We start from the raw sequence: 23,286 nt of genomic DNA on the forward strand, positions 1-23,286 counted from the left end.
CGGCGTTGTGCGCCGCGCGACCCTGGACAAAGACCCCCACGAGGTGGCGTCGATGTTCGACGCCGTGGCGCGCCGCTACGACCTGACCAACACCGTGCTGTCGCTGGGCCGGGACCGCTACTGGCGGCGCGCCACCCGCTCGGCGCTGCGGATCAGCCCCGGTGACAAGGTTTTAGACCTGGCCGCGGGAACCGCCGTGTCGACCGCGGAGCTGGCCAAGTCGGGTGCCTGGTGTGTGGCCGCGGATTTCTCGGTCGGTATGCTCGCCGCCGGGGCGGCGCGTCATGTGCCGAAAATCGCCGGCGACGCCACCAGGCTGCCGTTCGCCGACGCGGTATTCGACGCGGTGACCATCAGTTTCGGGTTGCGCAATATCGCCGACCCGCAATCGGCGCTGCGCGAGATGGCCCGCGTCACCCGCCCCGGCGGCCGGCTGGTGGTGTGCGAATTCTCCACGCCGAGCACCCCGGTGCTCGCCACCGGGTACAAGGAGTACCTGATGCGGGCGTTGCCGTGGGTGGCGCGGGTGATATCCAGCAACCCGGAGGCCTACGGGTACCTCGCGGAGTCGATCAGAGCCTGGCCCGACCAGGCGACGCTGGCGTGCCTGATTTCCCGGGCCGGCTGGTCGGCGGTGCGCTGGCGCAACCTCACCGGCGGCATCGTCGCCCTGCACGCCGGCTACAAACCGCAGGGGTGACGGCGGGCGCCCGCCGCGATCAGCCCTGGTGCGTCCCGGCCTCTTGCAGCCGCGGCGCCAGCGCGGGGCAGTAGTGGCCGACGGCGGCGCCGAGGAACTGCAGCGACTGGCCCTCGGTGGTGCCGCGCGGCAGGTTGTGCTGCAGGAACGTCGCCGATTGGTAGGCATTGGCGTCCACGCCCGTGGCCAGCCTTTCGCAGGCGATCTTGGCCAGCCACGCGTTGTAGTCCTGGGAGCCGTAGATGCCGAACCGGTTGATCTGGTCTTCGAATTGGGTGTCGTAGTCATCGGCGTGCACCGGCACCGCCAGCACGATCGCTGCGGCGGCCGCACCGGCAACGGCGGCGAGCCTTCTGGGCCTCATGGGCTGGATGGTACCCCCTCCGGGGAGCCGGGGAGCCGGGGAGCCGGGGTTCCCGGAGCCCGCGGCGGCGGGCAGCGGGCGCGCGATGCGCGGCGCATCGGCCTTAGCTGAACGGTGGCCGGCGATCCGCCAACCGCGACGTCACCCCGCCGGCCCGCCACACCCGCGCCACCCAGTCCACGTCGTCGTCGCTGACCAGGTTGGCCATCACCCGCACGGCGACCCGCATGATCGCGGGGAAGCGCATCGCGACCGGTCCGGCCGTGGGCAGGAAGCGCTGCAAGGTCAGCAACACCGCCAGCCGGCGCGCGACCGAGAACGCGCGCCCGTAGTGGTGTGCCAGCACCGCCGGCCACGCCCGCGACAGATCCCCGGAGCCCAGCAGCTCGGCGGCCAGCCGCCCGGCTTCCAGCCCGTAGTCGATGCCTTCGCCGTTGAGTGGGTTGATGCAGGCCGCGGCGTCGCCGATCAGCATCCAGTTCGGCCCGGCCACCCCCGACACCGCGCCGCCCATCGGCAGCAGCGCCGAGGACATCGCCCGCGGGTGGCCGGTGAATCCCCAGGTGTCGCGGCACAGGTCGGTGTAGTGGCAGATCAGCGCCCGCAGCCCCAGGTCGGCGCGCCGCTTCGCGGTCGACATCGCGCCCACGCCGATGTTCACCTCGCCGTTGCCCAGCGGGAAAATCCACCCGTAGCCGGGCAGCACCACCCCGGCGGGGGAGCGCAGGTCGAGCTGGGCCGTCAACCAGGGCTCGTCGCTGCGGGGGGAGGGAAGATACCCGCGCGCGGCGACCCCGTACACCGTGTCCCGGTGCCAGCGGCGTCCGAGCTTGCGGCCCAGCGGGGAGCGGGCGCCGTCGGCCACGACGAGCTCACCGCAGCCCACCCGGGAGCCATCGGCCAATAGCACCGCGCACACCCTTCCTAACGAATTGTGTTGAACGTCGATGGCTTTCACGCCAAGCTGCATGCGTGCGCCGGCTTCCCCGGCGACCCTGCGGACGCGGTCGTCGAGTTCGACGCGGGTCACCGCGCTGCCGGTTGACGGGAATGACGGGCCCGGCCAATCCACCAGCAGCTCGCGGCCGAATCCGCTCATTTTCAAGCCCAGATGGCAGATCCGGCCCCGCAGCCAGTCGTTCAAGCCCAGCCGTCGCAGTTCCACGACCGCGCGGGGGGTCAGCCCGTCGCCGCACGTCTTGTCGCGGGGGAAGCTGGCCGAGTCGATGACCAGCACGTCGCGGCCCGCCCGGGCGGCCCACGCCGCCGCCGCCGACCCGGCCGGCCCGGCACCCACGACGACCACGTCGGCTTTGGTATCCATGGACACCAGTATGTTGGTCGGGTGAGGACTCCGGCGACGGTGGTGGCGGGCGTGGATCTGGGAGACGCCGCGTTCGCCGCGAACGTGCGCGACGGTGTCGCACGCATCGAGCGGCTGGTGCAGGCGGAGCTGCGCGGCTCCGACGACCTGCTGACCGATGCGGTGCTGCATCTGTTCCAGGCCGGCGGCAAACGGTTCCGGCCCCTGTTCACGGTGCTGTGCGCGCAGCTCGGTCCCACGCCGGACGCCTGGGAGGTGACCGTCGCCGGCGCGGTCATCGAGTTGGTGCACCTGGCGACCCTCTACCACGACGACGTGATGGACGAGGCGCAGCTGCGCCGCGGCGCGCCGAGCGCGAACGTGCGCTGGGGCAACAACGTCGCGATCCTGGCCGGTGACTATCTGTTCGCGACGGCGTCGCGGCTGGTGTCCCGGCTGGGACCGGAAGCGGTGCGGGTGATCGCCGACACGTTCGCCCAGTTGGTGACCGGGCAGATCCGTGAGACCCGCGGCCCGGCCGTGGGGATGGATCCGATCACGCACTACCTGCAGGTGGTCCGCGAAAAGACCGCCTGCCTGATCGGTGCGGCGGGCCGGTTCGGTGCGATGTTTTCCGGCGCCGACGGGGATCAGGTGGAGCGGCTGAGCCGGTTGGGCGGCATCGTCGGCACGGCGTTTCAGATTTCCGACGACATCATCGACATCGACAGCGACCCCGACGAGTCCGGCAAGCTGCCCGGCACCGACCTGCGTGAGGGGGTGTACACGCTGCCGGTGCTTTATGCGCTGGCCGAAACCGGGCCGGACGCCGAGCGGCTGCGCGAGCTGCTGGCCGGCCCCGTCGGCGCCGACGCCGCGCTGGCCGAGGCGCTGACGCTGTTGCGCGCCTCGGCGGGCATGACCAAAGCCAAAGACACCGTCGCCCGATACGCGGAGCAGGCGCGCCGGGAGCTGGCCGCGCTGCCCGATGTCCCCGGTCGCCACGCCCTGGCAACGCTGATCGACTACACCATCAACCGCCACGGCTGAGTCACCGCGCTTTCGGGTTCGGAACCCCCGCGGTCATCCCGAGCGTTTATCCGGCGAGAGCATGTGCGTCCCGACGAGAAAGGCAAGCACTCGATGACCTGGCATCCGCATCACAACAGTTTGAAGACGTTCGCGCTGCTGGTCGGCATGTCGGCGCTGATCGTGCTCATCGGGGGGCTGTTCGGCCGGACGGCGTTGTGGCTGGCGGTGCTGTTTGCCGTGGGGATGAACGTCTACACGTATTTCAACAGCGACAAGCTGGCGCTGCGGGCCATGCACGCCCAGCCGGTCTCCGAGGTGCAGGCCCCGGTGATGTACCGCATCGTGCGGGAGCTGGCCACCGCCGCGCACCAGCCCATGCCGCGGCTGTATATCAGCGACACCGCCGCGCCCAACGCGTTCGCCACCGGACGCAACCCGCGCAACGCCGCGGTGTGCTGCACCACCGGCATCCTGCAGATCCTCAACGAGCGCGAACTGCGCGCCGTGCTGGGCCACGAGTTGTCGCACGTCTACAACCGCGACATCCTGATCTCCTGCGTCGCCGGCGCGATGGCCTCGGTGATCACCGGGCTGGCCAACATGGCCATGTGGGCCGGGATGTTCGGCGGCAACCGGCAAGGCGAGAACCCGTTTGCGCTGCTGCTGGTTTCGCTGCTGGGCCCGATCGCGGCGACGGTGGTGCGACTGGCGGTGTCACGTTCGCGGGAGTACCAGGCCGACGAGTCGGGCGCGGTGTTGACCGGGGACCCGCTGGCGTTGGCGTCGGCGCTGCGCAAGATCTCCGAGGGGGTGCAGGCGGCTCCGCTGCCGCCTGAGCCGCAACTGGCCAGCCAGGCGCACCTGATGATCGCCAACCCGTTCCGCGCCGGCGAGCGCATCGGGTCGTTGTTCTCGACACACCCGCCGATCGCCGACCGGATCCGCCGGCTCGAGGCGATGGCGCGGGGCTAAGGCCGGACTCGGGCAGCTCACCGCACCAGACTCAGCAGTCTCTTGCGTCGCTTCCCAGGGCCATCGTCTCTCAGCGGCATGCCACGGCTGGCGCTGGTGCCGATGTGGCTGGTGTGGTCCGGGTCTGTGCCCGCCCGCGGGCCGATCTACGACCGGGTCAGCCGTCGGGTTCTAATGGGGCATGAGCACTTACGGCGTAGCGATCCTTAGCCCCGACCTTAACGCACTCGCCGCGACCGCCGCGGCGGCCGACCGCGCCGGGTTCGACGCGGTGTGGGCCTCGGAGTTCTATTCCCGCTCGGGGACCATCTCGATGGCGGCGATGGCCGCGGCGACGCGGAATTGCCGGGTGGGCTCGTCGATTCTGTACGGCATCGGCCGCAGCCCGCTGGTGCTGGCCACCGAAGCCCGCGACCTCGATGAGCTGTCCAACGGCCGGGTGGTGCTCGGGATCGGCAACGGAACCAGGCGGATGATGAGCGACTGGCACGGCGTCGCCGACACCTCCGCGCCGGCGCTGCGGATGGAGGAGCTCGTGACGCTGGTGCGCCGCATCTGGAACCTGCACGAGGGACCGATCCACCACGAGGGCCGGTTTTACCGGATGCACCTGGTGCCCACCGAGGCGGTCCCGCCCCCGCGCCGCACGATCCCGATCGTCACCGCCGGCGTGCGGCCCCGCATGTGCGAAGCCGCCGGCAGGGTCGCCGACGGCCTGGCCGGTCACCCGTTGTTCACCACCGCCTACGTCGAAGAAGTCGTGCAGCCCGCCATCGCCAGGGGCGCCGCGCACGCCGGCCGGGACCCCAAAGACGTTGAGATCATCTCCATGGTGATGTGCTCCATCCACGACGACCCGCAGGTAGCCCGCCGCGAGCTCGCCCAGCAGATCGCCTTTTACGCCTCGGTCAAGACCTACGACACGGTGCTCGACGTGAACGGCTTCACCAAGGAAGGCCAAGCGATTCGCGATGCCTTCGCCCGCCGGGACCTTGCCGCAATGTTCGACGCCGTCTCCGACGAGATGATCGACACCATGGGGGTGGCCGGCACCGCCGACCAGGTGCGCGACGGACTGCGCCGCTACGAAGGCGTGCTGGACCACATCATGCTCTACGCCCCATCGATCGGCATCCCTGCCGAACGTGTTCAGGAGAACCTGAATTCGCTGATCACCGAGTGCGCTCCCGCCGTGATGGGCCCGCGCTAGAACCCGGGGCCGTGGACTTCGTCTCCCGGCATTTCCACCATCAGCCCGCGGTAGGCCTGCTCGACGCTCGAGCCGTGGTTGATCACGGCGTCGACTTCGCGCGCGATCGGCATGCTGAGCCCGTATTTGTTGGCGAACTCCATGATGACGCCGGCGGCCTTGACGCCTTCGGCGACCTGGTTCATCGATGCGATGATCTCATCGAGCGGTTTGCCCGCGCCGATTTGCTCGCCGACGTAGCGGTTGCGGCTGCGTTGGCTGGTGCAAGTGACGATGAGATCGCCTATCCCGGCCAGGCCGGCGAAGGTGTCGCGGCGCCCGCCCATAGCCTCACCGAGCTTGGACATCTCGCGGACCGAGCGGGCCATCACCATGGCGCGGGTGTTCTCGCCGATGCCCAGCGAGTAGCCCATGCCGACGGCGATCGCGTAGACGTTCTTCAGCGCCCCGGCCATCTCCACGCCCACCACGTCATCGGTGGTGTACACGCGAAAACGCTTGGTGCGAAACAGCAGCGCGAGCTGTGCGGCCAGGTGCTGGTCGGGCATCGCCAGCACCGCCGCGGCCGCATAGCCCTCGGCCACCTCCCGGGCGATGGTGGGACCGGCCAGGATGCCGGCCGGATGCCCGGGCAGCACCTCCTCGACGATCTGGGTCATCCGCATGTTGGTGCCCTGCTCGAGCCCTTTGACCAGCGACACCACCGGCACCCAGGGGCGCAGCTCGCCGGCCAGCTCGGTGAGCACCCGGCGGAACCCGTGCGAGGGCACACCCATGACGACGACGTCGGCACAGTGGGCCGCCTCGGAGAAGTCGGTGGTGGCGCGCAGGGTGTCGCTGAGGGCGATGTCCTTGCCGAGATAGCGGGTGTTGCGGTGGTTTTCGTTGATGTCGTTGACGGTTTGCTCGGATCGCGCCCACTGCAGAGTGGGGCCGCGTCGTGCGCAGATGGACGCGACGGTGGTGCCCCAGGAGCCTCCACCAAAGACGACGACTTTCGGGACGCGCATCGCGGGTGTCATGGCATCAGCGTATTGCCGGCACCCGGCGTTTACCGGTGGTTTGCGAACTGCGGCACCGTGCGGGAGGCGCTACGACGCCGGCTGCGCCCGCTCGCCGGCCCGGCCGAACACCATCGCCTCGGTGATCCGGTCGAACCGGTGGTCGATGGCGTCGACGAAGTAGTTCTGCCGCACATTCCACGGCCGCTTGGTGCCCGACTTGGGCAGCGCATGCGGCGATCGCAGCACGTAGCCGGCCTGGATGTCCCACGACGGCTTTTCGGGCATCGGCTCGCCACCGCGATCCGGGTAGGCGTGCGTGTAACCGTGAGATTTCATGTACGCCAACAGCTTTGCTGTCGCCCTGGCGGTCATGTCGGCGCGCAGTGTCCACGAGGCGTTGGTGTAGCCCACGCACCAGAACAGGTTTGGCACCCCTTCGAGCATGTGCGCCTTGTAGACGAAGCGGTCGTGCGGTTTGATCTCAGCCCCGTCGAGGCTGATGGCCACACCGCCGAGCGCCTGCAGCTGCAGCCCGGTGGCGGTGATGACGATGTCGGCGGCCAGGTGCGTCCCGGATTTCAGGAGAATGCCGGTTTCGTCGAAATGGTCGATGTGGTCGGTGACCACCTCGGCACGGCCCTCGCTGATCGCCTTGTACAGGTCGGCGTCGGGGATCAGGCACAGCCGTTGGTCCCACGGCTGATAGCGCGGCTTGAAGTGAGTGTCGACGTCATAGCCTTCGGGCAGGTTCTTCACCGCGATCCGGCGCAGCAGCCACTTCATGAAGGCCGGCGTCTTGCGCGCCAAAAACCAGACGACCCCCTCGATCAGCGCGTTGAGCATTCGGATGATCGGATGGGCCAGCCTGCGCGGCAACACTTTCCGCAACACATCGGCAAATAGGCTATACCGTGACGCGGCAATCATATAGGTAGGCGAGCGCTGCAGCATGGTGACTTTTGCGGCCCGCCCGGCCAGTGACGGGATCAGCGAGATCGCGGTTGCGCCGCTGCCGATCACCACCAGCTTTTTGCCCGTGTAATCCAGGTCCTCCGGCCAATGCTGAGGGTGCACAACGGTCCCGGTGAACCGCTCGATGCCCGCGAATTCGGGGGTGTAGCCCTCGTCGTAGTTGTAGTAGCCGGATCCGAAGAACACAAACCGCGAACGGTAACGCCGTGTCGCGCCGTCCTGTTGGGCGGTGATAGTCCAGGTGTCGGTAGACGAGTCCCAGTCCGCGGAGCGCACCTGGCTGTTGAACCGGATGTGACGGTCGATGCCGTACTTGTGCGCGGTGGCAATGAGGTACTCGCGGATGTGCGCCCCGTCGGCGACACCTTCCTTACGGGTCCACGGCTCGTAGGGGAAGCACAGCGTGAAGATGCTGCTGTCGGAGCGCACCCCGGGGTAGCGAAACAGATCCCAGGTGCCGCCGATCTGGCCGCGGCGCTCGAGGATCACATAGCCGATGCCGGGATCGCGCTCGGTGATCCGGTAGGCCGCCCCCAGCCCGGAGATGCCGGCGCCGATGATGATCAGGTCGAAGTATTCGCTGTCCGCCTCCAGCGGCGCGTGTTTGGCGGCTTCCCCGGCAGTCACGGTCATCGTGAACCTCACGTTGTCGAGAGTCGGCATCGTCTCAACGATAGCAACCCACCGGTTGATTGGGCCAGGCGCTAGCGGTAGTTGACGAACTGCAGCGCGACGTCCAGGTCGGCATTTTTCAGCAGGGCGATAACGGCCTGCAGGTCGTCCTTCTTTTTGCTGAAGACACGGACCTCGTTGCCCTGGATCTGGGTCTTGACGCCCTTGGGGCCCTCGTCACGGATCAGTTTGGTGATTTTCTTGGCGTTTTCGGCGCTGATTCCCTGCTTGAGGGTGCCGGTGACTTTGAAGGTCTTGCCGGACTGAGCGGGTTCACCGGCCTCGAAGGCTTTCAGGCTGATGTCGCGACGGATCAGCTTCTCTTTGAACACGTCGACGGCGGCCTTGACACGCTCTTCGGTCGTGCTGGTCAGCTCGACGGTCTCGTCGCCCTTCCAGGCGATCTTGGTGTCGGTGCCGCGGAAGTCGAAGCGGGTGGCCAGCTCCTTGGCCGCCTGGTTGAGGGCGTTGTCGACCTCCTGCCGGTCAACCTTGCTGACGACATCAAACGAGGAATCCGCCATGGCAACCGCTCCCTGGGGCCGAGTTCTTTGAGATCTTCACCGCCGCCCATTCTTATCCAGTCTGTGGTGGGGGCCGGTCCCAGGTGGGGCGTTTCGGAGACGGTGCCGAGTCCACGGCGCCCGTCGGCCTACGATTGGCCCATGTCACGGCCGAAGCGGCTGATGCTTGTGCTGGCGCTGAACCTGTCTCTGGTCGCCGGGCTGGTCGCTGTGGGGCTCAGCACCCACTCCCTGGGCATATTGGCGGCCGGCGGCGATTACCTCGCCGACGCCGCGGCGATCGGCCTGTCGCTGCTTGCTATCTGGCTGTCACACCGACCGCCGAGTTCCCGCAGGCCGGGCGGCTATCGCAACGCGACCGAGGTGGCCGCCCTGGTCAACGGCGGCTGGCTGCTGGTGCTGAGCGTGATGGTCGTCGCGACCGCGATCCGGCGTCTGGTGGCGGGCGCACCCGAAATCGTGGCGCTGCCGGTGCTGATCGCGAGCGCTGTCGCCGCGGTGGTGATGCTGGCGGGCGTTTTGATCCTCGGTGGCGACGTCGACCGTGAGGGCGGCGGCGAAGACCTCAATATGAAGGCGGTCATGCTGGACACGGCGGCCGACGCCGCCGCTGCCGCCGGGGTTGCGATCAGCGGTGCCGTCATCCTGGTTGCCGGTGGCTGGTTTTGGCTGGATCCCGTTGTGGCCCTGGTCATCGCGGCGGTGGTTGGCTATCACGCGGTGAACTTGCTGCGCAAGGTCCTCACTGCGCTCCGGCCGCAGGTCGGCCAGTAGCCCGGGTCATGGCCGTGTGTGCCCGGTCAGCCGGATCGTTGTACCCTGCTAAGCGGCAGGTTGCCCGAGCGGCCAATGGGAGCGGACTGTAAATCCGTCGGCGTACGCCTACGCAGGTTCGAATCCTGCACCTGCCACAAACCACCCGATCTTCTGCGGCCGGCCGCCGATAGCGTTGACAGGGCCCGTATTCGATGCCATAGGGGCGCCGCGGAGTCGGGGCCCATTGGCCGGGGCCTGCGGGTTCGGGGTCTTCACATGCGGGTGGGCCGACAGGACAGCGCCTGCCGGCCCACCCGCCGCGATAAGATCGCGCTGCGCTAAACGAGTGTCACCCCCACCGCCTGAGGCCCCTTGGTTCCGTGGCCGACGTCGAATTGAACTCGCTGGTTTTCCTCGAGCGATCGCAAACCGGTTCCGCGGATTTCCGTGTAGTGCACGAACACGTCTGCGGTGCCGTCGTCGGGAGCGATAAAACCGAAGCCTCTCTCGCTGTTAAACCATTTCACAGTTCCCTGTGCCATATTTTTCAACTTCTCTCATTCAGAATGGATGTACGAAAAACATCCTGACCCAGTGTAGCACGAGTAATTAGCCATCCGCGCGCCCTCCAGCGCGCTATCAATCTTTATTTTATGCGCGCCACGCGGTTTCATGCCCGGGATTTCTCGTTTGTTCCGGCCCGGGAGTATAGGTCGTCCACGGATGAGCGCAGGCTCGCGGTGGCCACGGTGGGGTCGGTGAAACGGCGCGGCTTATCGGCTGCGGCCGCCCGCTCGCCCGGCCGGCCGGCGCCAGGGTCTCCCGGCGATCCGTAGGGGGTGTAGCGTCGACCCTGGACGTTTCGTGGCCAGCGGTGCCTCTCGGGCGGGCCGTCGACCGAAAATGACCGTCTGCGACCGGAATCGTTTGTCGAGCCCCGCGCTCGTGCGCCGGGTCAACCTCGAGGCGAAGGAACCGCCCATGGGCCATCGAGCGTCACACACGTATCGCCTTGCGGCGACGCCGCCATGAACAGCGCGGCGCACGGGCGGCGGGTGGCCAGCCCGGTCCGGCTGACCCTGGCCAGTGAATTGGGCGAGCAACTCGACGGAGCGTGGTGGCCGCGCAAAGGCTCGGTGGCGCGCGAGCTGCCCGAGCTGATTGACGCCCTGTCCAGACGGCTGGGCCGAATCGTCGACATCAGCGTCAACTGGTCACCGCTGGAGGGGCCACCGGATCTGGATTCGCTGAATCGCAGCAAAATAGCGGATCCCCGCAGGGCGGCGGGCCGCCAACGCCTGATGATGATCACCGGAACTCGGGCCTCGGCGAATCTGCTGGTGGTACCGTGCCGAACCTCCAGCGCGCTGGCCGTAATGGTGTTGCGCCACGCCGCCGCTTACCAGATCGACCCGGCGGACCGGAACACCCAAGCATTCCGGGCCGCCGAGGAGATCGTGCGCATCGCGCGTGCCGAAATCGCCCGGTGCGCACGCCGCCGGCACGGTGCCGGACTCGCGCACGTTGCCGCCGCGGATTCGGCCGAAGGTGGTTGATCCGCCCCGAGCGGCTCCCAAAAACCCCCCAACCCGTCTGTTGTCAGCGTTGCCCGCCGCGGGCAGCCCGGCTCAGCCCGCGTCCGCCCGGACACTGCGGGCCTCGAGGAGCTCCTCGCGGGCCCGGGCGACGCGGGAGCGGATGGTGCCCACCTGGCATCCCATGACGTCGGCGGCCTGCGCGTAGGACATGCCGATCACCTGGGTGAGCACCAGCGCCTCACGCTGCTCGGGGCACAACCCGTCCAGCAGCAGGCCCAACTCGACGATGTCCTCATGGCCGCAGGAGCGGCGGGCGGCCGCCCGGTCGGCGGCGGCGGCCCAGTCGGCCCGGGCCGCGATGCGCGGACGGGCCATTTCCCGGCGGGTGTGATCGATGCTGACCCGGCGTGCGATCGCCAGCAGCCAGGTGCGCGCGCTGGATTGGCCGCCAAACCTGGGCAGGCTGGTGATCGCGCGCAGGTAGGTTTCCTGGGCGAGGTCTTCGGCGGCATCGGCGCCGGACAGATGCGCAAGGAAACGCCACAGGTCATGCTGCGTTGCGCGCACGAATTCCGCCAGCGCGTCCCGGTCGCCACGTCCGGCCGCCAACGCCAGCTCGGTGGTCTGGCAATCGGCGATCTCACGGGTGCTCACAGCAGCAGCGTAAGCCGAAAAAACGCTGCCTGAGCCGGCACGACCTGGAAATATTCGAGGTATTCATGTGCTATTCGCGTGGGTTCACGCGCCGGATACCGGGGCGGTGTTGTCGATACGCCCGCATACGCCCCACGCGGGACGCTGCGCGTGCGTGCAGCAGAATCGGGGCATGACGGACCGCCGTTTCACCCACGAAGTGCCGGGCATCGCGGCCTTGCCGGTGTCGCGATCCCCGCGCAGCGCTCCCGTGTCGATGTCACCGGGGCCGGCGTGATGGCGACCGGGCCGCGTCGTCCGCTGCGCAGGCTTTCGGACGTGCGCGCGTTTTTTCACACCAACCTCACGCCGCTGTACTTCATCTCACCGACCCCGTTCAACCTGCTCGGCATCGACCGCTGGGTACGAAACTTCTTCTACCTGACCTACTTTGACTCGTTCGAGGGCGAACATTCGCGGGTGTTCGTGCCCCGGCGCCGTGACCGCGTTGATTTCGGGTCCATGGGCGAGGTGTGCAATCACCTGCTGCGTGATCCCGAGACACTCGAATTCGTCGCCGGCCGGGGACCGGGTGGCAAGGCCTGCTTTGTGATGCTGGACGAGGAGACCCAGGCTCTCGCGCGGCAGGCGGGTCTCGAGGTGATGCACCCCCCGGCGGAGCTGCGCCACCGACTTGACTCCAAGATCGTGATGACCCGCCTGGCCGATGAGGCGGGCGTGCCGAGCGTGCCCCACGCGATCGGACGGGCCGGCTCCTACGACGAGCTGCGCACGCTGGCCCAGACGGCCGGATTGGGAGGGGATCTCGTCGTCGAGGCCGCTTATGGCAATGCCGGCAGCGGGACGTTTTTTATCCGCGGCCCGGGCGACTGGGACCAGTGCGCCGGCGCCCTGGCCGGCCAGCAGGAAATCAAGGTCATGAAGCGCATCCGCAATGTCGAAGTGTGCATCGAGGGCACCGTGACCCGCCACGGCACCGTGATCGGCCCCGCGATGACCAGTCTCGTCGGCTACCCGGAGCTGACCCCGTACCCGGGCGCCTGGTGTGGCAACGACATCTGGCGCGAAGCGCTGCCACCGGACCAGACGCATGCCGCACGCGAGATGGTGCGCAAGCTTGGTGACGTTCTGAGCCGCCAGGGCTACCGCGGGTACTTCGAGGTGGACCTCCTTCATGACCTGGACTCCGGCGAGCTCTACCTCGGCGAGGTCAACCCCCGACTGAGCGGCGCCAGTCCCATGACGAACCTGACGACCGAGGCCTACGCCGACATGCCGCTGTTCCTCTTCCACCTGCTCGAGTACCTGGACGTGGACTACCAGCTCGACATCGACGAGATCAACTCGCGCTGGGAGCGGGGCTACGGCGAGGACGAGGTCTGGGGCCAAGTGATAATCAGCGAGACCTCACCGGATGTCGAGCTCTTCACCGCGACGCCGCGCACCGGGGTGTGGCGCATCGACGACGACGGCCGGGTCTGCTTTGCCCGCTCCGCCAACGACTGGGCCACGCTGATCGACGGGTCCGAGGCCTTCTACATGCGGGTCGCAGCGCCCGGCGAGTTACGCTGCGCGGGCGCCCAACTCGGTGTTCTCATCACCCGCGGGCGCTTGCAGAGCGACGACTACCAGCTCACCGAGCGCTGTCGGCGCTGGGTCAACGGCATGAAGGCGAAGTTCGCCTCGACTCCGCTGACACCGGCCACGCCCCTCGTTTCGCGGCTGGTGGCGCGGGCGTAAGCATCCGGGCCGGCACGGCTGGCCCGCCCGTCGGTTACTGTTCGACATCGTGACGGCGCCGACGCGGGTAAAGCTGGCCGATGGCCGTGACCTGCTGTTCTTCGCGTTGCCCGGGCACACGCCGGCGCCGGTGGCTGACCGCCGGCGGCTGCCGGCGCGGCATCCGGGCCAATCGCAGCTGCGGTTCGACCGCTCGACCGGGCAGTGGGTGATCGTCGCGGCGCTGCGCCAGGACCGCACCTACAAGCCGCCGCCGGATCAGTGCCCGCTGTGCCCCGGTCCGACCGGGCTGACCAGCGAGGTGCCCGCGCCCACCTACGACGTCGTCGTCTTCGAAAACCGGTTCCCCAGCCTGTCGGATGCGGGGCGGGGGGCTCTACCGGCGCCCGCGGGCTTCGTGGCGGCGCCGGCCCACGGCCGCTGTGAGGTCATCTGCTTCTGCAGCGACCACAGCGCTTCGTTCGCCGATTTAGATCCGCTGCACGCCCGGTTGGTCGTGGAGGCGTGGCGGCACCGCACCGCCGAGCTGATGGCCGCACCGGGGATCGAGCAGGTGTTCTGCTTCGAAAACCGCGGCGAGGAGATCGGGGTGACGCTGACCCATCCCCATGGTCAGATCTATGGCTATCCGTATCTGACCCCGCGTCTGCAAACGATGCTGCGTCAAGCCGGTGGTCATCGCGCCAGCCACGGCAGCAACCTCTTTGCAGACCTGCTCGCCCACGAGCTCGCTGACGGTTGCCGGGTGATCGCACGCAGCGAGCTGTTCACCGCGTTCGTGCCGTTTGCCGCACGCTGGCCGGTTGAGGTGCACATCTACCCGAACAGGTTCGTGCGCAACCTTGTCGAGTTCGATACCGCCGAGCTGGAGGGGTTCGCGCAGATGTACCTCGACGTGCTGCGCCGGTTCGATCGGATGTATTCGGCTCCGCTGCCCTATATTTCGGCGCTGCACCAGTTCACTGACTCGGATAGCCAGCGCGAGGGATACTTTCACGTGGAGCTGATGTCGATCCGGCGCAGCGCCACCAAGCTCAAGTACCTCGCGGCCTCCGAGTCGGCGATGGACGCGTTCATCAGCGACGTAACGCCCGAAAGCGTGGCGCGGCGGCTGCGCGAGCTCGGATGACGACCCGCTACGCCGCACCGGGGCGGATCAACCTGATCGGCGAGCACACCGACTACAACCAGGGCTTGGCGCTGCCGATCGCGCTGCCGCAACGCACGGTGGCGGCCTTTGAACCCCAGGACACCGATTCGATCACCGTGCGCAGCGACCGCATGCCCGGCTCGGCGCGAATTCCGCTTACCACCGCCCCCGGTGAGGTGACCGGCTGGGCCGGCTACGTGGCGGGGGTGGTGTGGGCGCTGCGCCGTCGCGGACACCCGCTGCCCGGCGGCACGATGTCGGTCAGCAGCGCCATCGAGATGGGATCGGGCCTGGCGTCGTCGGCGGCGCTGACGTGCGCGGCCCTGGGCGCGATCGCGTCCGCCGCCGGTGTTCGCATCGAGCTCATCGAGCAGGCGCGGCTTGCGCAGTGCGCCGAAAACGACTACGTCGGCGTCCCAACGGGGTTGCTCGATCAGCTGGCGTCGCTGTTCGGGCAGCCGTCGACGGCTGTGCTGATCGACTTTCGCGACGTCACCCTACGGCCGGTGGCCTTCGATCCGGACGCGTCCGGTGCGGCGCTGCTGCTGATCGACTCGCGGCAGCGGCATAGCCACGCCGGCGGCGAATACGCGGCCCGTCGCTTCGCATGCGAGCACGCCGCCGCCGAGCTGCGGGTGTCCTCGCTGCGCGACGTCGAGGATGTGGCGTCGCTGCACGCGATCGCCGACCCGGTTGCGGCCCGGCGCGCCCGCCACGTTGTGACGGAAAACCGCCGGGTGCTCGATTTCGTGGCAGCGCTGAGTGATTCGGACTTCGCCGAGGCCGGTCGCATCCTGACCGCCTCGCACGCCTCCATGCGTGATGACTTCGAAATCACCACGGCGCCCCTCGATCTGATCGCCGACACCGCGGTGCGCGCCGGGGCGCTGGGTGCCCGGTTGACCGGAGGCGGCTTCGGCGGCTGCGTGATCGCGTTGGTGCCGCATGCGCGGGTGCCGGCCGTCGACGAGGCGGTGCGACGGGTGACGCGCGCCGCGGGGTATCCGCAGCCGGTGATCACCCGCACCCACGCCGCCCGCGGCGCGGGCGCCTGCGGGTGAGCGATAACACCGTTGCACCGGCAGGTCCGGTGGGAGAGCATGGGGCATGGGCGGCTATGTCGATGTGCGGGCCTATGCCGAGCTCAACGACTTCCTCGACCCGCAGTCGCGTGGTGTCACCGTGCGCCGTCCGTTCCGGCCCCACCAGACGGTCAAGGACGTTCTGGAGGCGATGGGCATTCCGCACACCGAGGTCGACCTCATCCTCGTGGAGGGCAAACCGGTGGGCTTCTCCCATCGCCCAGCCACCGGCGAGCGCATCGCCGCCTACCCGATGTTCGAGGCGCTTGACATTGGCTCGACGGCGAGGCTGCGGCCGGTGCCGCTGCGGGATCCACGTTTTGTCGTCGATGTCAATCTGGGCCGGCTGGCGCGGTTGCTGCGGGTGCTGGGTTTCGACGTGTGGTGGTCAAGTGACGCCGATGACCAGACGCTGACCGATATCAGCCTGCACCAGCAGCGCATCCTGCTGACCCGAGACCGCGGCCTGCTGAAGCGTCGCGCGATCACCCACGGCCTATTCGTACACGCCGACGAGCCCGAGGAGCAGACGCGTGAGGTGATCCGGCGGCTGGACCTGCGAGAGCGGCTGGCGCCGTTAACCCGCTGTGCGCACTGCAACGGCAGGCTGGCCACCGTCACCAAGGACGAGGTGGCCGACCACCTGCAGCCATTGACCCGCCGCTACTACGACGAATTCAGCCGCTGTACCGGATGCGGGCAAATCTACTGGCGGGGGTCTCATCAAGCGCGGTTGGTCAGGCTCATCGACCGGCTCCGCGACCGCCTCTGAGCTACCCGGCCGGTGTGAGCCGGATAGCGCCCAGGTGCTCGCTGTGGATGGCCTCGCCGAACTCCTCGAGTGTCGGAATCCGCTGATCGCGGAATTTCAGTCCCATCATGTGCTGTGCGGTCTTGACGCCGTAGGACTCGGCGGCGCGCCGGTAGAGATCGGCGATGGCCGCCCAGTCTTTGATGAGCTGACCGCGCATGGTCGTCGTCTTGCCGTCGAGAAGGACCTCGGCGGTGGCGCCGTCGCGGAAGTTCTGCTTCCAGGGCGCGTCGGTCAGGGCATAGAGATCGCTGTCGATCCGGTGGGCGCTCACCGGAATTGAGTATCGCCGCCCGGTTTTGCGTCCGTTGAAGGTCAGCACCATCAGCTGCTTGCGCGCGGGGCCCATCACCGGGGTGCGCAGCAGCGCCCGCAGAGGTGGCGTCTCAATCGCGGTGTAAAAGTTCGGGCATAGATTCCGCTCACTTGCGATTGTGATTTTAGGCGATGGCGCCGACAGCATCGGCCGGCGCCGCTCCGGTTTCGGCGCGTACTTCCGAATTTCGTTGCGGCAGTTGGTTCGGTGGGTCATGCAACGACCTTCGCAGGTCCTGTAGTAGCCGTAGCCCGGCCGGTGTCATGGTGAACCCGCGCCAGCCGGCCGAGGCGCGGTCGAGCACGGCCCACACCAGCTTCAGGCAGGAGTGCTCGCCGGGCAGTCGGCCGATGACCTTGACTCGGCGGCGGGTCTCCCCGAAGGTCCGCTCGATGAAATTGGAGTGGCGCACCCGGGCCCAATGCTCCCGCGGGAACCGCAGGTAGACCGTCAGCGAGTCACGGTCATCAAGAAGACACCGCACCGCCGCCGGATACGAGTCGCGCCAACGCTTGGCGAACGCGTCGATCCTCTTGTGCACGTAGGTGACCGCGTCGATGCCAGGCGCGATGTTCTCGGGCACATCGAAGATCGCCCAGTAGTCGGCCTTCACCTCGGCTTGGGCGTTTTTGGGCACTTTGGCAAGGATGTTTCTGGCGCGATGCACCAGACACCGCTGGCGCAGCGCGGCACCCATGGTGCGCTCCACCGCGCCGATCAACCCCGGTGCGCCGTCGCTGATCACCAGCAGCGGGCAGGCCAGCCCGCGCTCGCCGAGCCCGCGCAAAAACCCCTCCCAGGCGTCCCCGGACTCGCTCGCGGCGGCCTCCAGCCCGACGAACACCGGTTTGCCGTCGGTGTCGATGCCCCACGCCGCCAGCACCGGCTCGGCCGAGGCGTTGGCGTGGTACGTGAAATGGCTGCCGTCCAAAAACAGGTAGTCCAGCTCCACCTCGTCGAGGCGCCGACGGCTCCAGGACTCGAACTGGGTCTTGATGTCCTCACACACCCGCGACACCGTCGACTTCGACACCGCCGCGCCCTCGCCGAGCGCCTCGACCAAGGTGGCCTCCACGTCGCGGGTCGACAACCCGCGCACGAAACCGGCGATCACCAGCGACTCCAGCGCGTTGGTCTTGGTCACCCCCGTGCCGAACAACTGGCTGGCGAACCGCTCGGTGGTGCCGCGCACCTTCGGCCGGTGCAGCGTGATCGGGCCGGCGGTCGTTTTGACCGTGGTCGGGCAATACCCGTTACGCATCCCAGCCCGCGGATCCTCGCTGGTAGCGGCCCGCTGGTAGCGATCCCGGCCCAAAAACGCGCTCACCTCGGCCTCCAACGCGCACTGCAGCAGTAGCTGCGCGCCCAACTGGGCCACCCGCTCGACTGCACGCGACAAATCCTCACCACCGGCGAACACCCCATCAATCTCTGCCTGCAACCGCTGCGCAGGCGATATCCTCTTCGACACGGACGTGGGCTCCTTTCCTCAGACTTCCCGTCTTGGAGGGAACCTACGTCCGAACCCTTTTACACCGCCGCAGGGACACGACCCCCGCAGAATCGGGTTGACCGCACGAAGTACCGCGTCCGGCGGGTGTGAAACGGTGATCGCATGCGACTGTTCTGTCATGCAAACACCTTAGGGCCTTAGGGCCAAAGCCGGGGAGCGATAGCGCATGCGATATCAAGCTTTGGTTCGGCGGGCTTGCATCGTTCAATCCGGGCGTCGCTGGTCAGCAGCGCCGTGCCGAGGGTCGACTCAAGCACCGGTAGGCTGCGTGCAGCGCTGAAGCGCTGTGAAGCCATGGTGCAGCACAAGATTGGTGAGGATGTCGGTGCGTTCGCCGACTGTACAGGAGTCGACGGCGAACGCGTCCGCGGCGAAAAAGGCGAAGTTGGCCGAGGTTTCGGGCGTGGTGCGTGACCGGTACACGATGGCGTCGAGGTCGGGCCACCACCGCCTGACGGCGTCGGCCAGCCGGTGACACGTGGTCCACACCTCGGGATGCATGCCGGTGCTGATCTGATCGTCGACGCGCAAGGCGTCAAGGTTGCGTTCCGTGCGCAGGTCGAGTACCCGAAGATGCCGGGCCGCGACCAGCCGGACCAGGTGGTGGGCGGCGTGGTCGGCGGGAATCACCAGTCCGGTGGCCCGGTAGCGCTCGCGGAATGCGCCCACGAGACTGGCTGCGGCGTAACGGGTTCGGAACGCACCGGATTCGGGGTCGAAGCGGTGCCGCGGTGTCGGGAATCCCGCCCAGGTCCAGTCTGCGGGCGCTGTCGCGTCGAGCCGCCAGATTTCGGTCCCGGCGGTGACGCGTCGGCGGCGCAGGCCGCGAGGCCGGGCGTCGGGGAGAGATGCCAGGTATCCGGCGGGAAGGTCAGGCACCGAGGGCCGCGAGCATCCGCCAAGCCGTGTCCGCCGTCGTCGCGCGGCGCAACGCCTCGGCGATCGACGCGCCACTGAGCTCGTCGTGCGTGATGCGCATGATGCGGTCGGCGGCCAACGGATCAGCGGTGAAGCGCGCGAGCAGTTCCAGGATCCGCGGCAGATCCGGTCGCAGGCGGCCGTCGTCGAACTGCCAGGCCGGGAACCACGTCCGGTTGCCGACGGCCGCGCCCAGGAGCTTGCCCCGGGTGCGCAGCCGATGCACTGCCTGTGGCGTCCGGAGTCCCAGCAGCGCCTGGACCTGCGGCGTGGGCAGCGAGCCTTCGACGAACTCCTGCACGACGGCGGCGCGGCGCTGGTCGTTCAGCGCACGGGCAGCCACGCGTTCGAGGGTTCCCTGCGGCCCCGTCGGGGCCGCCAGAATGGCGTCGAGGAGTTTCGCGAACTGCCAGTCGCGGTGTGCGCGATCCGCGATCTGATGGGCGAGCGGCGCAACGGCGGTGGGCATCCTTGCAGCCTACCACGTGTCCGAGCAATCGAAACAATTGAAACACCGTTGGCCGCGGGGCAGCCGCGCTACCGTGACGGATGCGCCCCACGGTCGGTCGGCGTACCCTCCAGATCGGGCGAGGATGCAGGGAGCGATGGTGGCGAGAACCGAGAACGACACGTGGGACATCACCGAAAGCGTGGGCGCGACGGCGCTGGGTGTGGCGGCGGCTCGCGCCGCAGAGACCGAGGGTGAGAGCCCGCTGATCTCCGATCCGTTCGCGCGGGTGTTCCTCGACGCCGCCGGAGACGGTATGTGGAACTGGTTCTCCGGTCGCGAGCTGCCCGCCGAGGTCGTCGAGGCCGAACCCGATCTGCCGCTGCGGAGGCAGTCGATGGTCAACTACATGGCATCCCGGACAGCGTTTTTCGACGAGTTCTTCCTCACGGCCAACAATGCCGGCGGGCGCCAGGTGGTGATCCTGGCGGCGGGCCTGGACTCGCGGGCGTGGCGGTTGCCGTGGCTCGGCGGCACGACGGTCTACGAGCTGGACCAGCCCAAGGTGCTGGAGTTCAAGTCGTCGACGTTGCGCAAGCAGGGCGTGCAGCCCAGATGCAAGCTGGTCGACGTTGCGGTAGATCTGCGCCAAGACTGGCCAACAGCGTTGCGGGAGGCTGGTTTTGATGTCGTGGTGCCGAGTGTCTGGTCGGCCGAGGGGCTGCTGCCGTTTCTGCCGGCGGCGGCCCAGGATTTGCTGTTCGACCGGGTGCGAGAACTGGCCGCCACGGGCAGCCGGATCGCGGTCGAGGCGCCCGGCCCCGGCTTCAACGACCCACAGGCCCACGCCAGGTGGCGTGAGCGGATGCGGCGGGTACGCGACATCATGGCCAAACTGGGTGAGCAGCGCGACATCCCCGACGTTCAGGAGCTGTGGTATCTCGAGGACCGCACCGACGTCGGTGACTGGTTTCGCCGCCACGGCTGGCAGGTGTCGGTGATCCCGGCCGAGGAGTTGATGGCCCGCTATGGGCGCCCGCCGGCCGACATCGACGATGCGGCGCCGCACAGCCTGTTCGTGACGGCGCAGCGCCCCTAGGCGTGCCGCTGCCGAGCGTGGCGCCGCGCGGGCGTCGCGAATCGCTCGGAGGCGGGCATAATGTGTGCCGGCGGGCTCGCGCCCGCCGCGCGGATGTGCCCGCCGGGACCTGTCAGATCATGTCGTTCCTCGTCAGCCACCGCATCACGGGCCAGCCGACGAAGACCGGTAACCAACAGGTGAGCACCCGATACAGCAACACCGACGGCACGCCGACGGCCGCGGGCACACCGAAGGCGGCGAGCCCGCCGATCAGCGCCGCTTCCACGGCCCCGACGCCGCCCGGGGTGGGGGCCGCCGAGGCGAGCGTCCCGCCGACCATCGTCACCACGGTGACGGTGATGAACGTCGCGCTCCCGCCGAATGCCTCGACGCTGGCCCACAGCGCTAACGCTGCACCGAGAGTTGTTCCGGCACAGCCGAGTACGATTAACGCCAGCCGCTTCGGCTCGCGGGCAAGCGCGAGCAGGTCGCTGCTTACCTCCTTCATCTGTGGGCGCACCGCTGTGGAGAGCCAGCGCCGCAGCCTGGGCACGAGCAAAAATGCGCCGAGGATTCCCAGCGCCACACCCGCGATCAGGTAGAGCATGGTCGCATTCGGCACGAAGTGCGACAAATCGGTGCCCGCGCCCGCAGCGGCGCTGAAGAGGATCAGCAACGTGACGTGGACAAGAACCTGGACCGACTGCTGCAGCGCCACCGCCGTGGTGGCGCGCACGGTGCTGAGGCCGCCTTTTTGCAGGAACCGTGTGGACAGCGCGAGCCCGCCGACGCCGGCCGGGGTAGTGGTCGCGGCAAACGTGTTGGCTACCTGCATGATTGACAGGCTCTTGAAGCTCACCAGCCCGTCGGCGCTGGCCCACAAGGCACCGGCCGCACCGGAATACGTCAACGCCGAGACTCCCAGCCCCAGCAACGCCCACCACCAGTTCGCCCTGGCCAGCTCGGAGAAGAACGTCGGCACGGTGCTGATGAATGGGGAGGCGACGTAGACCAGCGCAACCAGCAGCACCAGTTGAATGAGCTGCCCTCGGGTGAACCGGGTGATCGTTTCGGCGCGGATCTGATCGGTGCCGGTTTGGCGCATCACCTCCGCGCGGCTGTCGGCGATGACCGCGCCCGGGTTGGGAACCGAGGCCCGGATTCGGGCCGGGACCGCGGATGTGGTGAGCCGGCGGGACGCGGTCAGCACAGCGTCTTTGCCTAACGTGTCGATCGCGGCGCCCACCGCCGACCGTGCGCCGTAAAGCGCCGACGTCGTCACCAGCAGCTGGGCGATGTCGGATTGCAATTGGGCGTCGGTGGCGCCATATTCGGCGCTGCCGAAGCCGCCGAACAGCACCGCGCCGTCGGCCACCGTGATTTGCTTACCGCGCAGGTCGCCATGGGCGATTTGGTGATCGTGCAGGGTGCGCAGCGCCTCCCATACCCGGGCGACCGGCGTCGTTTTCGCGCACTGGCCGATCGGCAGTCCGCGGGTGGGCGTGTGCGCGTACAACATCCAGCCCCGGTCGAGCGTGCTGACGCCGATCGTCGAGGTGTTGGCGACGCCCAGGTTACCCACGGCGATGGCCATCAGGGCGCGATGCTCCACGGCGCGGCGCAGGGAAGCCTGCACGGGCGCGGTCTCGGTATCTCGCAGCCGAACCTTGGCCCAGAGCTGGCGCAGTGCGCGGCCGCTGCGTTGATGGGGCCCGTATAACTCCATCACCGCCGCGACATCGCAATCCGGGGATTCGGCGGCAAGGATCAGGGGCCCGGCCCCGGCCGGCCGCAGCACCGTGAGCGCGGATACGGCCAACCCCCGCCTGGCCATGGCGCGCACCGCGCCGTGCAGCGGCACCTCCAGGGCCGGGGTCCCAACGACCAAGACCACCAGCGCGCCGACGAACCAGCCCACCGCCAGCCCCAGCAATGAGCGGGCCGGCACCACCGCGCTGACCAGCAGATGGATCGGCACGAACCCCAGCAGCAGGGCCCACCACCAGTGTCGCCAGCGCGCGGGTAGCCACGGGCCGGACACGGTGAGCACCGCGGCAAGCATGGCGATCCAGCGGGGATCGTCGAGGAACTGGGAGGGCAGCGTGTCGAGCCGCTGTGAGAGGTCGAAATGCCATTGCGGCGCCGCGATGTGGGTGCCACTGATCGACAGCGCCAAAATGGCGATGATCCCCGCGGCGCCGTAGGCGCCCAGCAGTTTCCACTGCCGGGCGGCGATCAAGCCGATCAGGATCACGAACGGCAGCGCCACGATCGCGATGCCGTATATCAGGTACACCAGCTCGGCTTGAGCGGGGGAAAGCACCCCGATGATCTCCGAGACGGATTTCTCGAGGCCGATCCACTGCGGGCGGGTGATCAGGGAACCGGCGATCACCAGCGCGAAAAACGTCGCCGCCGAGATGAGCCGAAGAATGTCGTTGGTGCGCCGGGCAGGTGGCTGCAGCAAGCTGCCGGTAACGGCGACCTCGTGCCCGTCTACTCGCATGGTCCACGATCCTTCGGATC

23 protein-coding genes and 1 tRNA gene are annotated in these 23,286 nt (G+C 68.3%); 12 read left to right on the forward strand and 12 right to left on the reverse strand.

Going from position 1 to position 23,286, the window contains the following annotated elements; genetic code table 11:
• Nucleotides 1-7: 7 nt before the first annotated feature.
• The gene (locus tag MSM1_RS10210) at nucleotides 8-700 is read left to right on the forward strand and encodes a demethylmenaquinone methyltransferase (protein ID WP_213441893.1); all 693 of its coding nucleotides are present in this window, start codon (nucleotides 8-10) and stop codon (nucleotides 698-700) included.
• A 19-nt stretch (nucleotides 701-719) separates the two neighbouring features.
• Here MSM1_RS10210 and MSM1_RS10215 read toward each other — a convergent pair whose 3' ends face one another.
• Together MSM1_RS10215 and menJ are read right to left on the reverse strand one after the other, a co-directional pair.
• On the reverse strand, nucleotides 720-1,064 hold the full coding sequence (locus tag MSM1_RS10215) for a DUF732 domain-containing protein (RefSeq protein WP_213441895.1): 345 nt from the start codon (nucleotides 1,062-1,064) through the stop codon (nucleotides 720-722).
• A 103-nt stretch (nucleotides 1,065-1,167) separates the two neighbouring features.
• Nucleotides 1,168-2,394 (reverse strand): menaquinone reductase, encoded by a 1,227-nt coding sequence (gene menJ, locus MSM1_RS10220; RefSeq protein WP_213441897.1) that lies wholly within the window; start codon nucleotides 2,392-2,394, stop codon nucleotides 1,168-1,170.
• Nucleotides 2,395-2,409: 15 nt separating this feature from the next.
• Between menJ and grcC1 the strand changes: the two genes are divergently transcribed.
• The 3 genes from grcC1 to MSM1_RS10235 all read left to right on the forward strand — a co-directional run bounded on the left by grcC1 (nucleotide 2,410) and on the right by MSM1_RS10235 (nucleotide 5,581).
• Complete coding sequence (grcC1, locus tag MSM1_RS10225; RefSeq protein WP_213441899.1) at nucleotides 2,410-3,417, forward strand: nonaprenyl/(2E,6E)-farnesyl/geranylgeranyl diphosphat synthase; 1,008 nt, start codon at nucleotides 2,410-2,412, stop codon at nucleotides 3,415-3,417.
• Between the two features lie 93 nt (nucleotides 3,418-3,510).
• Complete coding sequence (gene htpX, locus MSM1_RS10230; protein WP_213442822.1) at nucleotides 3,511-4,371, forward strand: zinc metalloprotease HtpX; 861 nt, start codon at nucleotides 3,511-3,513, stop codon at nucleotides 4,369-4,371.
• 181 nt (nucleotides 4,372-4,552) lie between these two features.
• The gene (locus MSM1_RS10235) at nucleotides 4,553-5,581 is read left to right on the forward strand and encodes an LLM class flavin-dependent oxidoreductase (RefSeq protein WP_213441901.1); all 1,029 of its coding nucleotides are present in this window, start codon (nucleotides 4,553-4,555) and stop codon (nucleotides 5,579-5,581) included.
• Here the strand turns inward: MSM1_RS10235 and MSM1_RS10240 are convergent.
• From MSM1_RS10240 to MSM1_RS10250, 3 genes are all read right to left on the reverse strand, one after another.
• Nucleotides 5,578-6,603, reverse strand: coding sequence for an NAD(P)H-dependent glycerol-3-phosphate dehydrogenase (locus MSM1_RS10240; RefSeq protein ID WP_213441903.1), 1,026 nt, complete (start codon nucleotides 6,601-6,603; stop codon nucleotides 5,578-5,580). The genes MSM1_RS10235 and MSM1_RS10240 overlap by 4 nt on opposite strands.
• A gap of 69 nt (nucleotides 6,604-6,672) precedes the next feature.
• Nucleotides 6,673-8,190: an NAD(P)/FAD-dependent oxidoreductase gene (locus tag MSM1_RS10245; protein ID WP_213442824.1), complete on the reverse strand. Its 1,518-nt coding sequence runs from the start codon at nucleotides 8,188-8,190 to the stop codon at nucleotides 6,673-6,675.
• Nucleotides 8,191-8,261: 71 nt separating this feature from the next.
• Complete coding sequence (locus MSM1_RS10250; RefSeq protein ID WP_213441905.1) at nucleotides 8,262-8,753, reverse strand: YajQ family cyclic di-GMP-binding protein; 492 nt, start codon at nucleotides 8,751-8,753, stop codon at nucleotides 8,262-8,264.
• A gap of 141 nt (nucleotides 8,754-8,894) precedes the next feature.
• Here MSM1_RS10250 and MSM1_RS10255 point away from each other — a divergent pair, with 141 nt between their 5' ends.
• Nucleotides 8,895-9,527 carry a cation diffusion facilitator family transporter gene (locus MSM1_RS10255; RefSeq protein WP_213441907.1) on the forward strand — a complete coding sequence of 211 codons (633 nt, stop codon included), beginning with the start codon at nucleotides 8,895-8,897 and terminating at the stop codon, nucleotides 9,525-9,527.
• A 54-nt stretch (nucleotides 9,528-9,581) separates the two neighbouring features.
• Nucleotides 9,582-9,664, forward strand: a tRNA-Tyr gene (locus MSM1_RS10260).
• Nucleotides 9,665-9,847: 183 nt separating this feature from the next.
• On the opposite strand, the gene MSM1_RS10265 is transcribed toward MSM1_RS10260, so the two are convergent.
• Nucleotides 9,848-10,051, reverse strand: coding sequence for a cold-shock protein (locus MSM1_RS10265; RefSeq protein ID WP_213441909.1), 204 nt, complete (start codon nucleotides 10,049-10,051; stop codon nucleotides 9,848-9,850).
• Between the two features lie 486 nt (nucleotides 10,052-10,537).
• Between MSM1_RS10265 and MSM1_RS10270 the strand changes: the two genes are divergently transcribed.
• Nucleotides 10,538-11,065, forward strand: coding sequence for a DUF5994 family protein (locus tag MSM1_RS10270; RefSeq protein WP_213441911.1), 528 nt, complete (start codon nucleotides 10,538-10,540; stop codon nucleotides 11,063-11,065).
• A gap of 72 nt (nucleotides 11,066-11,137) precedes the next feature.
• Here MSM1_RS10270 and MSM1_RS10275 read toward each other — a convergent pair whose 3' ends face one another.
• The gene (locus tag MSM1_RS10275; RefSeq protein ID WP_213441913.1) at nucleotides 11,138-11,701 is read right to left on the reverse strand and encodes a sigma-70 family RNA polymerase sigma factor; all 564 of its coding nucleotides are present in this window, start codon (nucleotides 11,699-11,701) and stop codon (nucleotides 11,138-11,140) included.
• A gap of 276 nt (nucleotides 11,702-11,977) precedes the next feature.
• Here MSM1_RS10275 and MSM1_RS10280 point away from each other — a divergent pair, with 276 nt between their 5' ends.
• Genes MSM1_RS10280 through MSM1_RS10295 form a run of 4 tightly spaced genes read left to right on the forward strand, consistent with a single transcriptional unit; the run spans nucleotide 11,978 to nucleotide 16,445 of the window.
• Entirely contained in the window at nucleotides 11,978-13,441 is a 1,464-nt protein-coding gene (locus tag MSM1_RS10280) for a biotin carboxylase (protein WP_213442826.1), read from the forward strand.
• Nucleotides 13,442-13,478: 37 nt separating this feature from the next.
• A complete protein-coding gene (gene galT / locus MSM1_RS10285; protein WP_213442828.1) occupies nucleotides 13,479-14,570 on the forward strand; it encodes a galactose-1-phosphate uridylyltransferase in 1,092 nt (363 codons plus the stop codon).
• Nucleotides 14,567-15,652: a galactokinase gene (locus MSM1_RS10290; RefSeq protein WP_213441915.1), complete on the forward strand. Its 1,086-nt coding sequence runs from the start codon at nucleotides 14,567-14,569 to the stop codon at nucleotides 15,650-15,652. The genes galT and MSM1_RS10290 overlap by 4 nt, the downstream gene beginning before the upstream one ends.
• A gap of 46 nt (nucleotides 15,653-15,698) precedes the next feature.
• Complete coding sequence (locus tag MSM1_RS10295; RefSeq protein ID WP_213441918.1) at nucleotides 15,699-16,445, forward strand: Mut7-C ubiquitin/RNAse domain-containing protein; 747 nt, start codon at nucleotides 15,699-15,701, stop codon at nucleotides 16,443-16,445.
• A 1-nt stretch (nucleotide 16,446) separates the two neighbouring features.
• Here MSM1_RS10295 and MSM1_RS10300 read toward each other — a convergent pair whose 3' ends face one another.
• The 4 genes from MSM1_RS10300 to MSM1_RS10315 all read right to left on the reverse strand — a co-directional run bounded on the left by MSM1_RS10300 (nucleotide 16,447) and on the right by MSM1_RS10315 (nucleotide 19,700).
• Nucleotides 16,447-16,944, reverse strand: a complete 498-nt coding sequence (locus MSM1_RS10300; RefSeq protein WP_374101714.1) for a hypothetical protein — start codon at nucleotides 16,942-16,944, stop codon at nucleotides 16,447-16,449.
• Nucleotides 16,925-18,271 (reverse strand): IS256 family transposase, encoded by a 1,347-nt coding sequence (locus MSM1_RS10305; RefSeq protein WP_213441922.1) that lies wholly within the window; start codon nucleotides 18,269-18,271, stop codon nucleotides 16,925-16,927. The genes MSM1_RS10300 and MSM1_RS10305 overlap by 20 nt, the downstream gene beginning before the upstream one ends.
• A gap of 291 nt (nucleotides 18,272-18,562) precedes the next feature.
• A complete protein-coding gene (locus MSM1_RS10310; RefSeq protein WP_213441924.1) occupies nucleotides 18,563-19,192 on the reverse strand; it encodes an RES family NAD+ phosphorylase in 630 nt (209 codons plus the stop codon).
• A complete protein-coding gene (locus MSM1_RS10315; RefSeq protein ID WP_213441926.1) occupies nucleotides 19,185-19,700 on the reverse strand; it encodes a hypothetical protein in 516 nt (171 codons plus the stop codon). The genes MSM1_RS10310 and MSM1_RS10315 overlap by 8 nt, the downstream gene beginning before the upstream one ends.
• 139 nt (nucleotides 19,701-19,839) lie before the next feature.
• On the opposite strand from MSM1_RS10315, the gene MSM1_RS10320 reads away from it, so the two are divergent.
• Nucleotides 19,840-20,778, forward strand: a complete 939-nt coding sequence (locus tag MSM1_RS10320; protein ID WP_213442831.1) for a class I SAM-dependent methyltransferase — start codon at nucleotides 19,840-19,842, stop codon at nucleotides 20,776-20,778.
• Nucleotides 20,779-20,890: 112 nt separating this feature from the next.
• Here the strand turns inward: MSM1_RS10320 and MSM1_RS10325 are convergent, their stop codons facing one another.
• Nucleotides 20,891-23,266, reverse strand: coding sequence for a lysylphosphatidylglycerol synthase transmembrane domain-containing protein (locus MSM1_RS10325; protein ID WP_213441928.1), 2,376 nt, complete (start codon nucleotides 23,264-23,266; stop codon nucleotides 20,891-20,893).
• Nucleotides 23,267-23,286 lie beyond the last annotated feature (20 nt).

The organism is Mycobacterium sp. SM1 (genome assembly GCF_018361265.1).
Taxonomy (GTDB): domain Bacteria; phylum Actinomycetota; class Actinomycetes; order Mycobacteriales; family Mycobacteriaceae; genus Mycobacterium.

What these genes read in the sequence shown, in the direction of transcription:
- MSM1_RS10325 (WP_213441928.1), bottom strand. Translation starts at nt 23,266, where the DNA reads ATGCGAGTAGACGGGCACGAGGTCGCCGTTACCGGCAGCTTGCTGCAG.
- MSM1_RS10295 (WP_213441918.1), top strand. Translation starts at nt 15,699, where the DNA reads ATGGGCGGCTATGTCGATGTGCGGGCCTATGCCGAGCTCAACGACTTC.
- MSM1_RS10250 (WP_213441905.1), bottom strand. Translation starts at nt 8,753, where the DNA reads ATGGCGGATTCCTCGTTTGATGTCGTCAGCAAGGTTGACCGGCAGGAG.
- MSM1_RS10245 (WP_213442824.1), bottom strand. Translation starts at nt 8,190, where the DNA reads ATGACCGTGACTGCCGGGGAAGCCGCCAAACACGCGCCGCTGGAGGCG.
- MSM1_RS10280 (WP_213442826.1), top strand. Translation starts at nt 11,978, where the DNA reads ATGGCGACCGGGCCGCGTCGTCCGCTGCGCAGGCTTTCGGACGTGCGC.
- MSM1_RS10315 (WP_213441926.1), bottom strand. Translation starts at nt 19,700, where the DNA reads ATGCCCACCGCCGTTGCGCCGCTCGCCCATCAGATCGCGGATCGCGCA.
- MSM1_RS10290 (WP_213441915.1), top strand. Translation starts at nt 14,567, where the DNA reads ATGACGACCCGCTACGCCGCACCGGGGCGGATCAACCTGATCGGCGAG.
- MSM1_RS10235 (WP_213441901.1), top strand. Translation starts at nt 4,553, where the DNA reads ATGAGCACTTACGGCGTAGCGATCCTTAGCCCCGACCTTAACGCACTC.
- MSM1_RS10215 (WP_213441895.1), bottom strand. Translation starts at nt 1,064, where the DNA reads ATGAGGCCCAGAAGGCTCGCCGCCGTTGCCGGTGCGGCCGCCGCAGCG.
- htpX (WP_213442822.1), top strand. Translation starts at nt 3,511, where the DNA reads ATGACCTGGCATCCGCATCACAACAGTTTGAAGACGTTCGCGCTGCTG.
- MSM1_RS10240 (WP_213441903.1), bottom strand. Translation starts at nt 6,603, where the DNA reads ATGACACCCGCGATGCGCGTCCCGAAAGTCGTCGTCTTTGGTGGAGGC.
- MSM1_RS10255 (WP_213441907.1), top strand. Translation starts at nt 8,895, where the DNA reads ATGTCACGGCCGAAGCGGCTGATGCTTGTGCTGGCGCTGAACCTGTCT.
- MSM1_RS10270 (WP_213441911.1), top strand. Translation starts at nt 10,538, where the DNA reads ATGAACAGCGCGGCGCACGGGCGGCGGGTGGCCAGCCCGGTCCGGCTG.
- MSM1_RS10265 (WP_213441909.1), bottom strand. Translation starts at nt 10,051, where the DNA reads ATGGCACAGGGAACTGTGAAATGGTTTAACAGCGAGAGAGGCTTCGGT.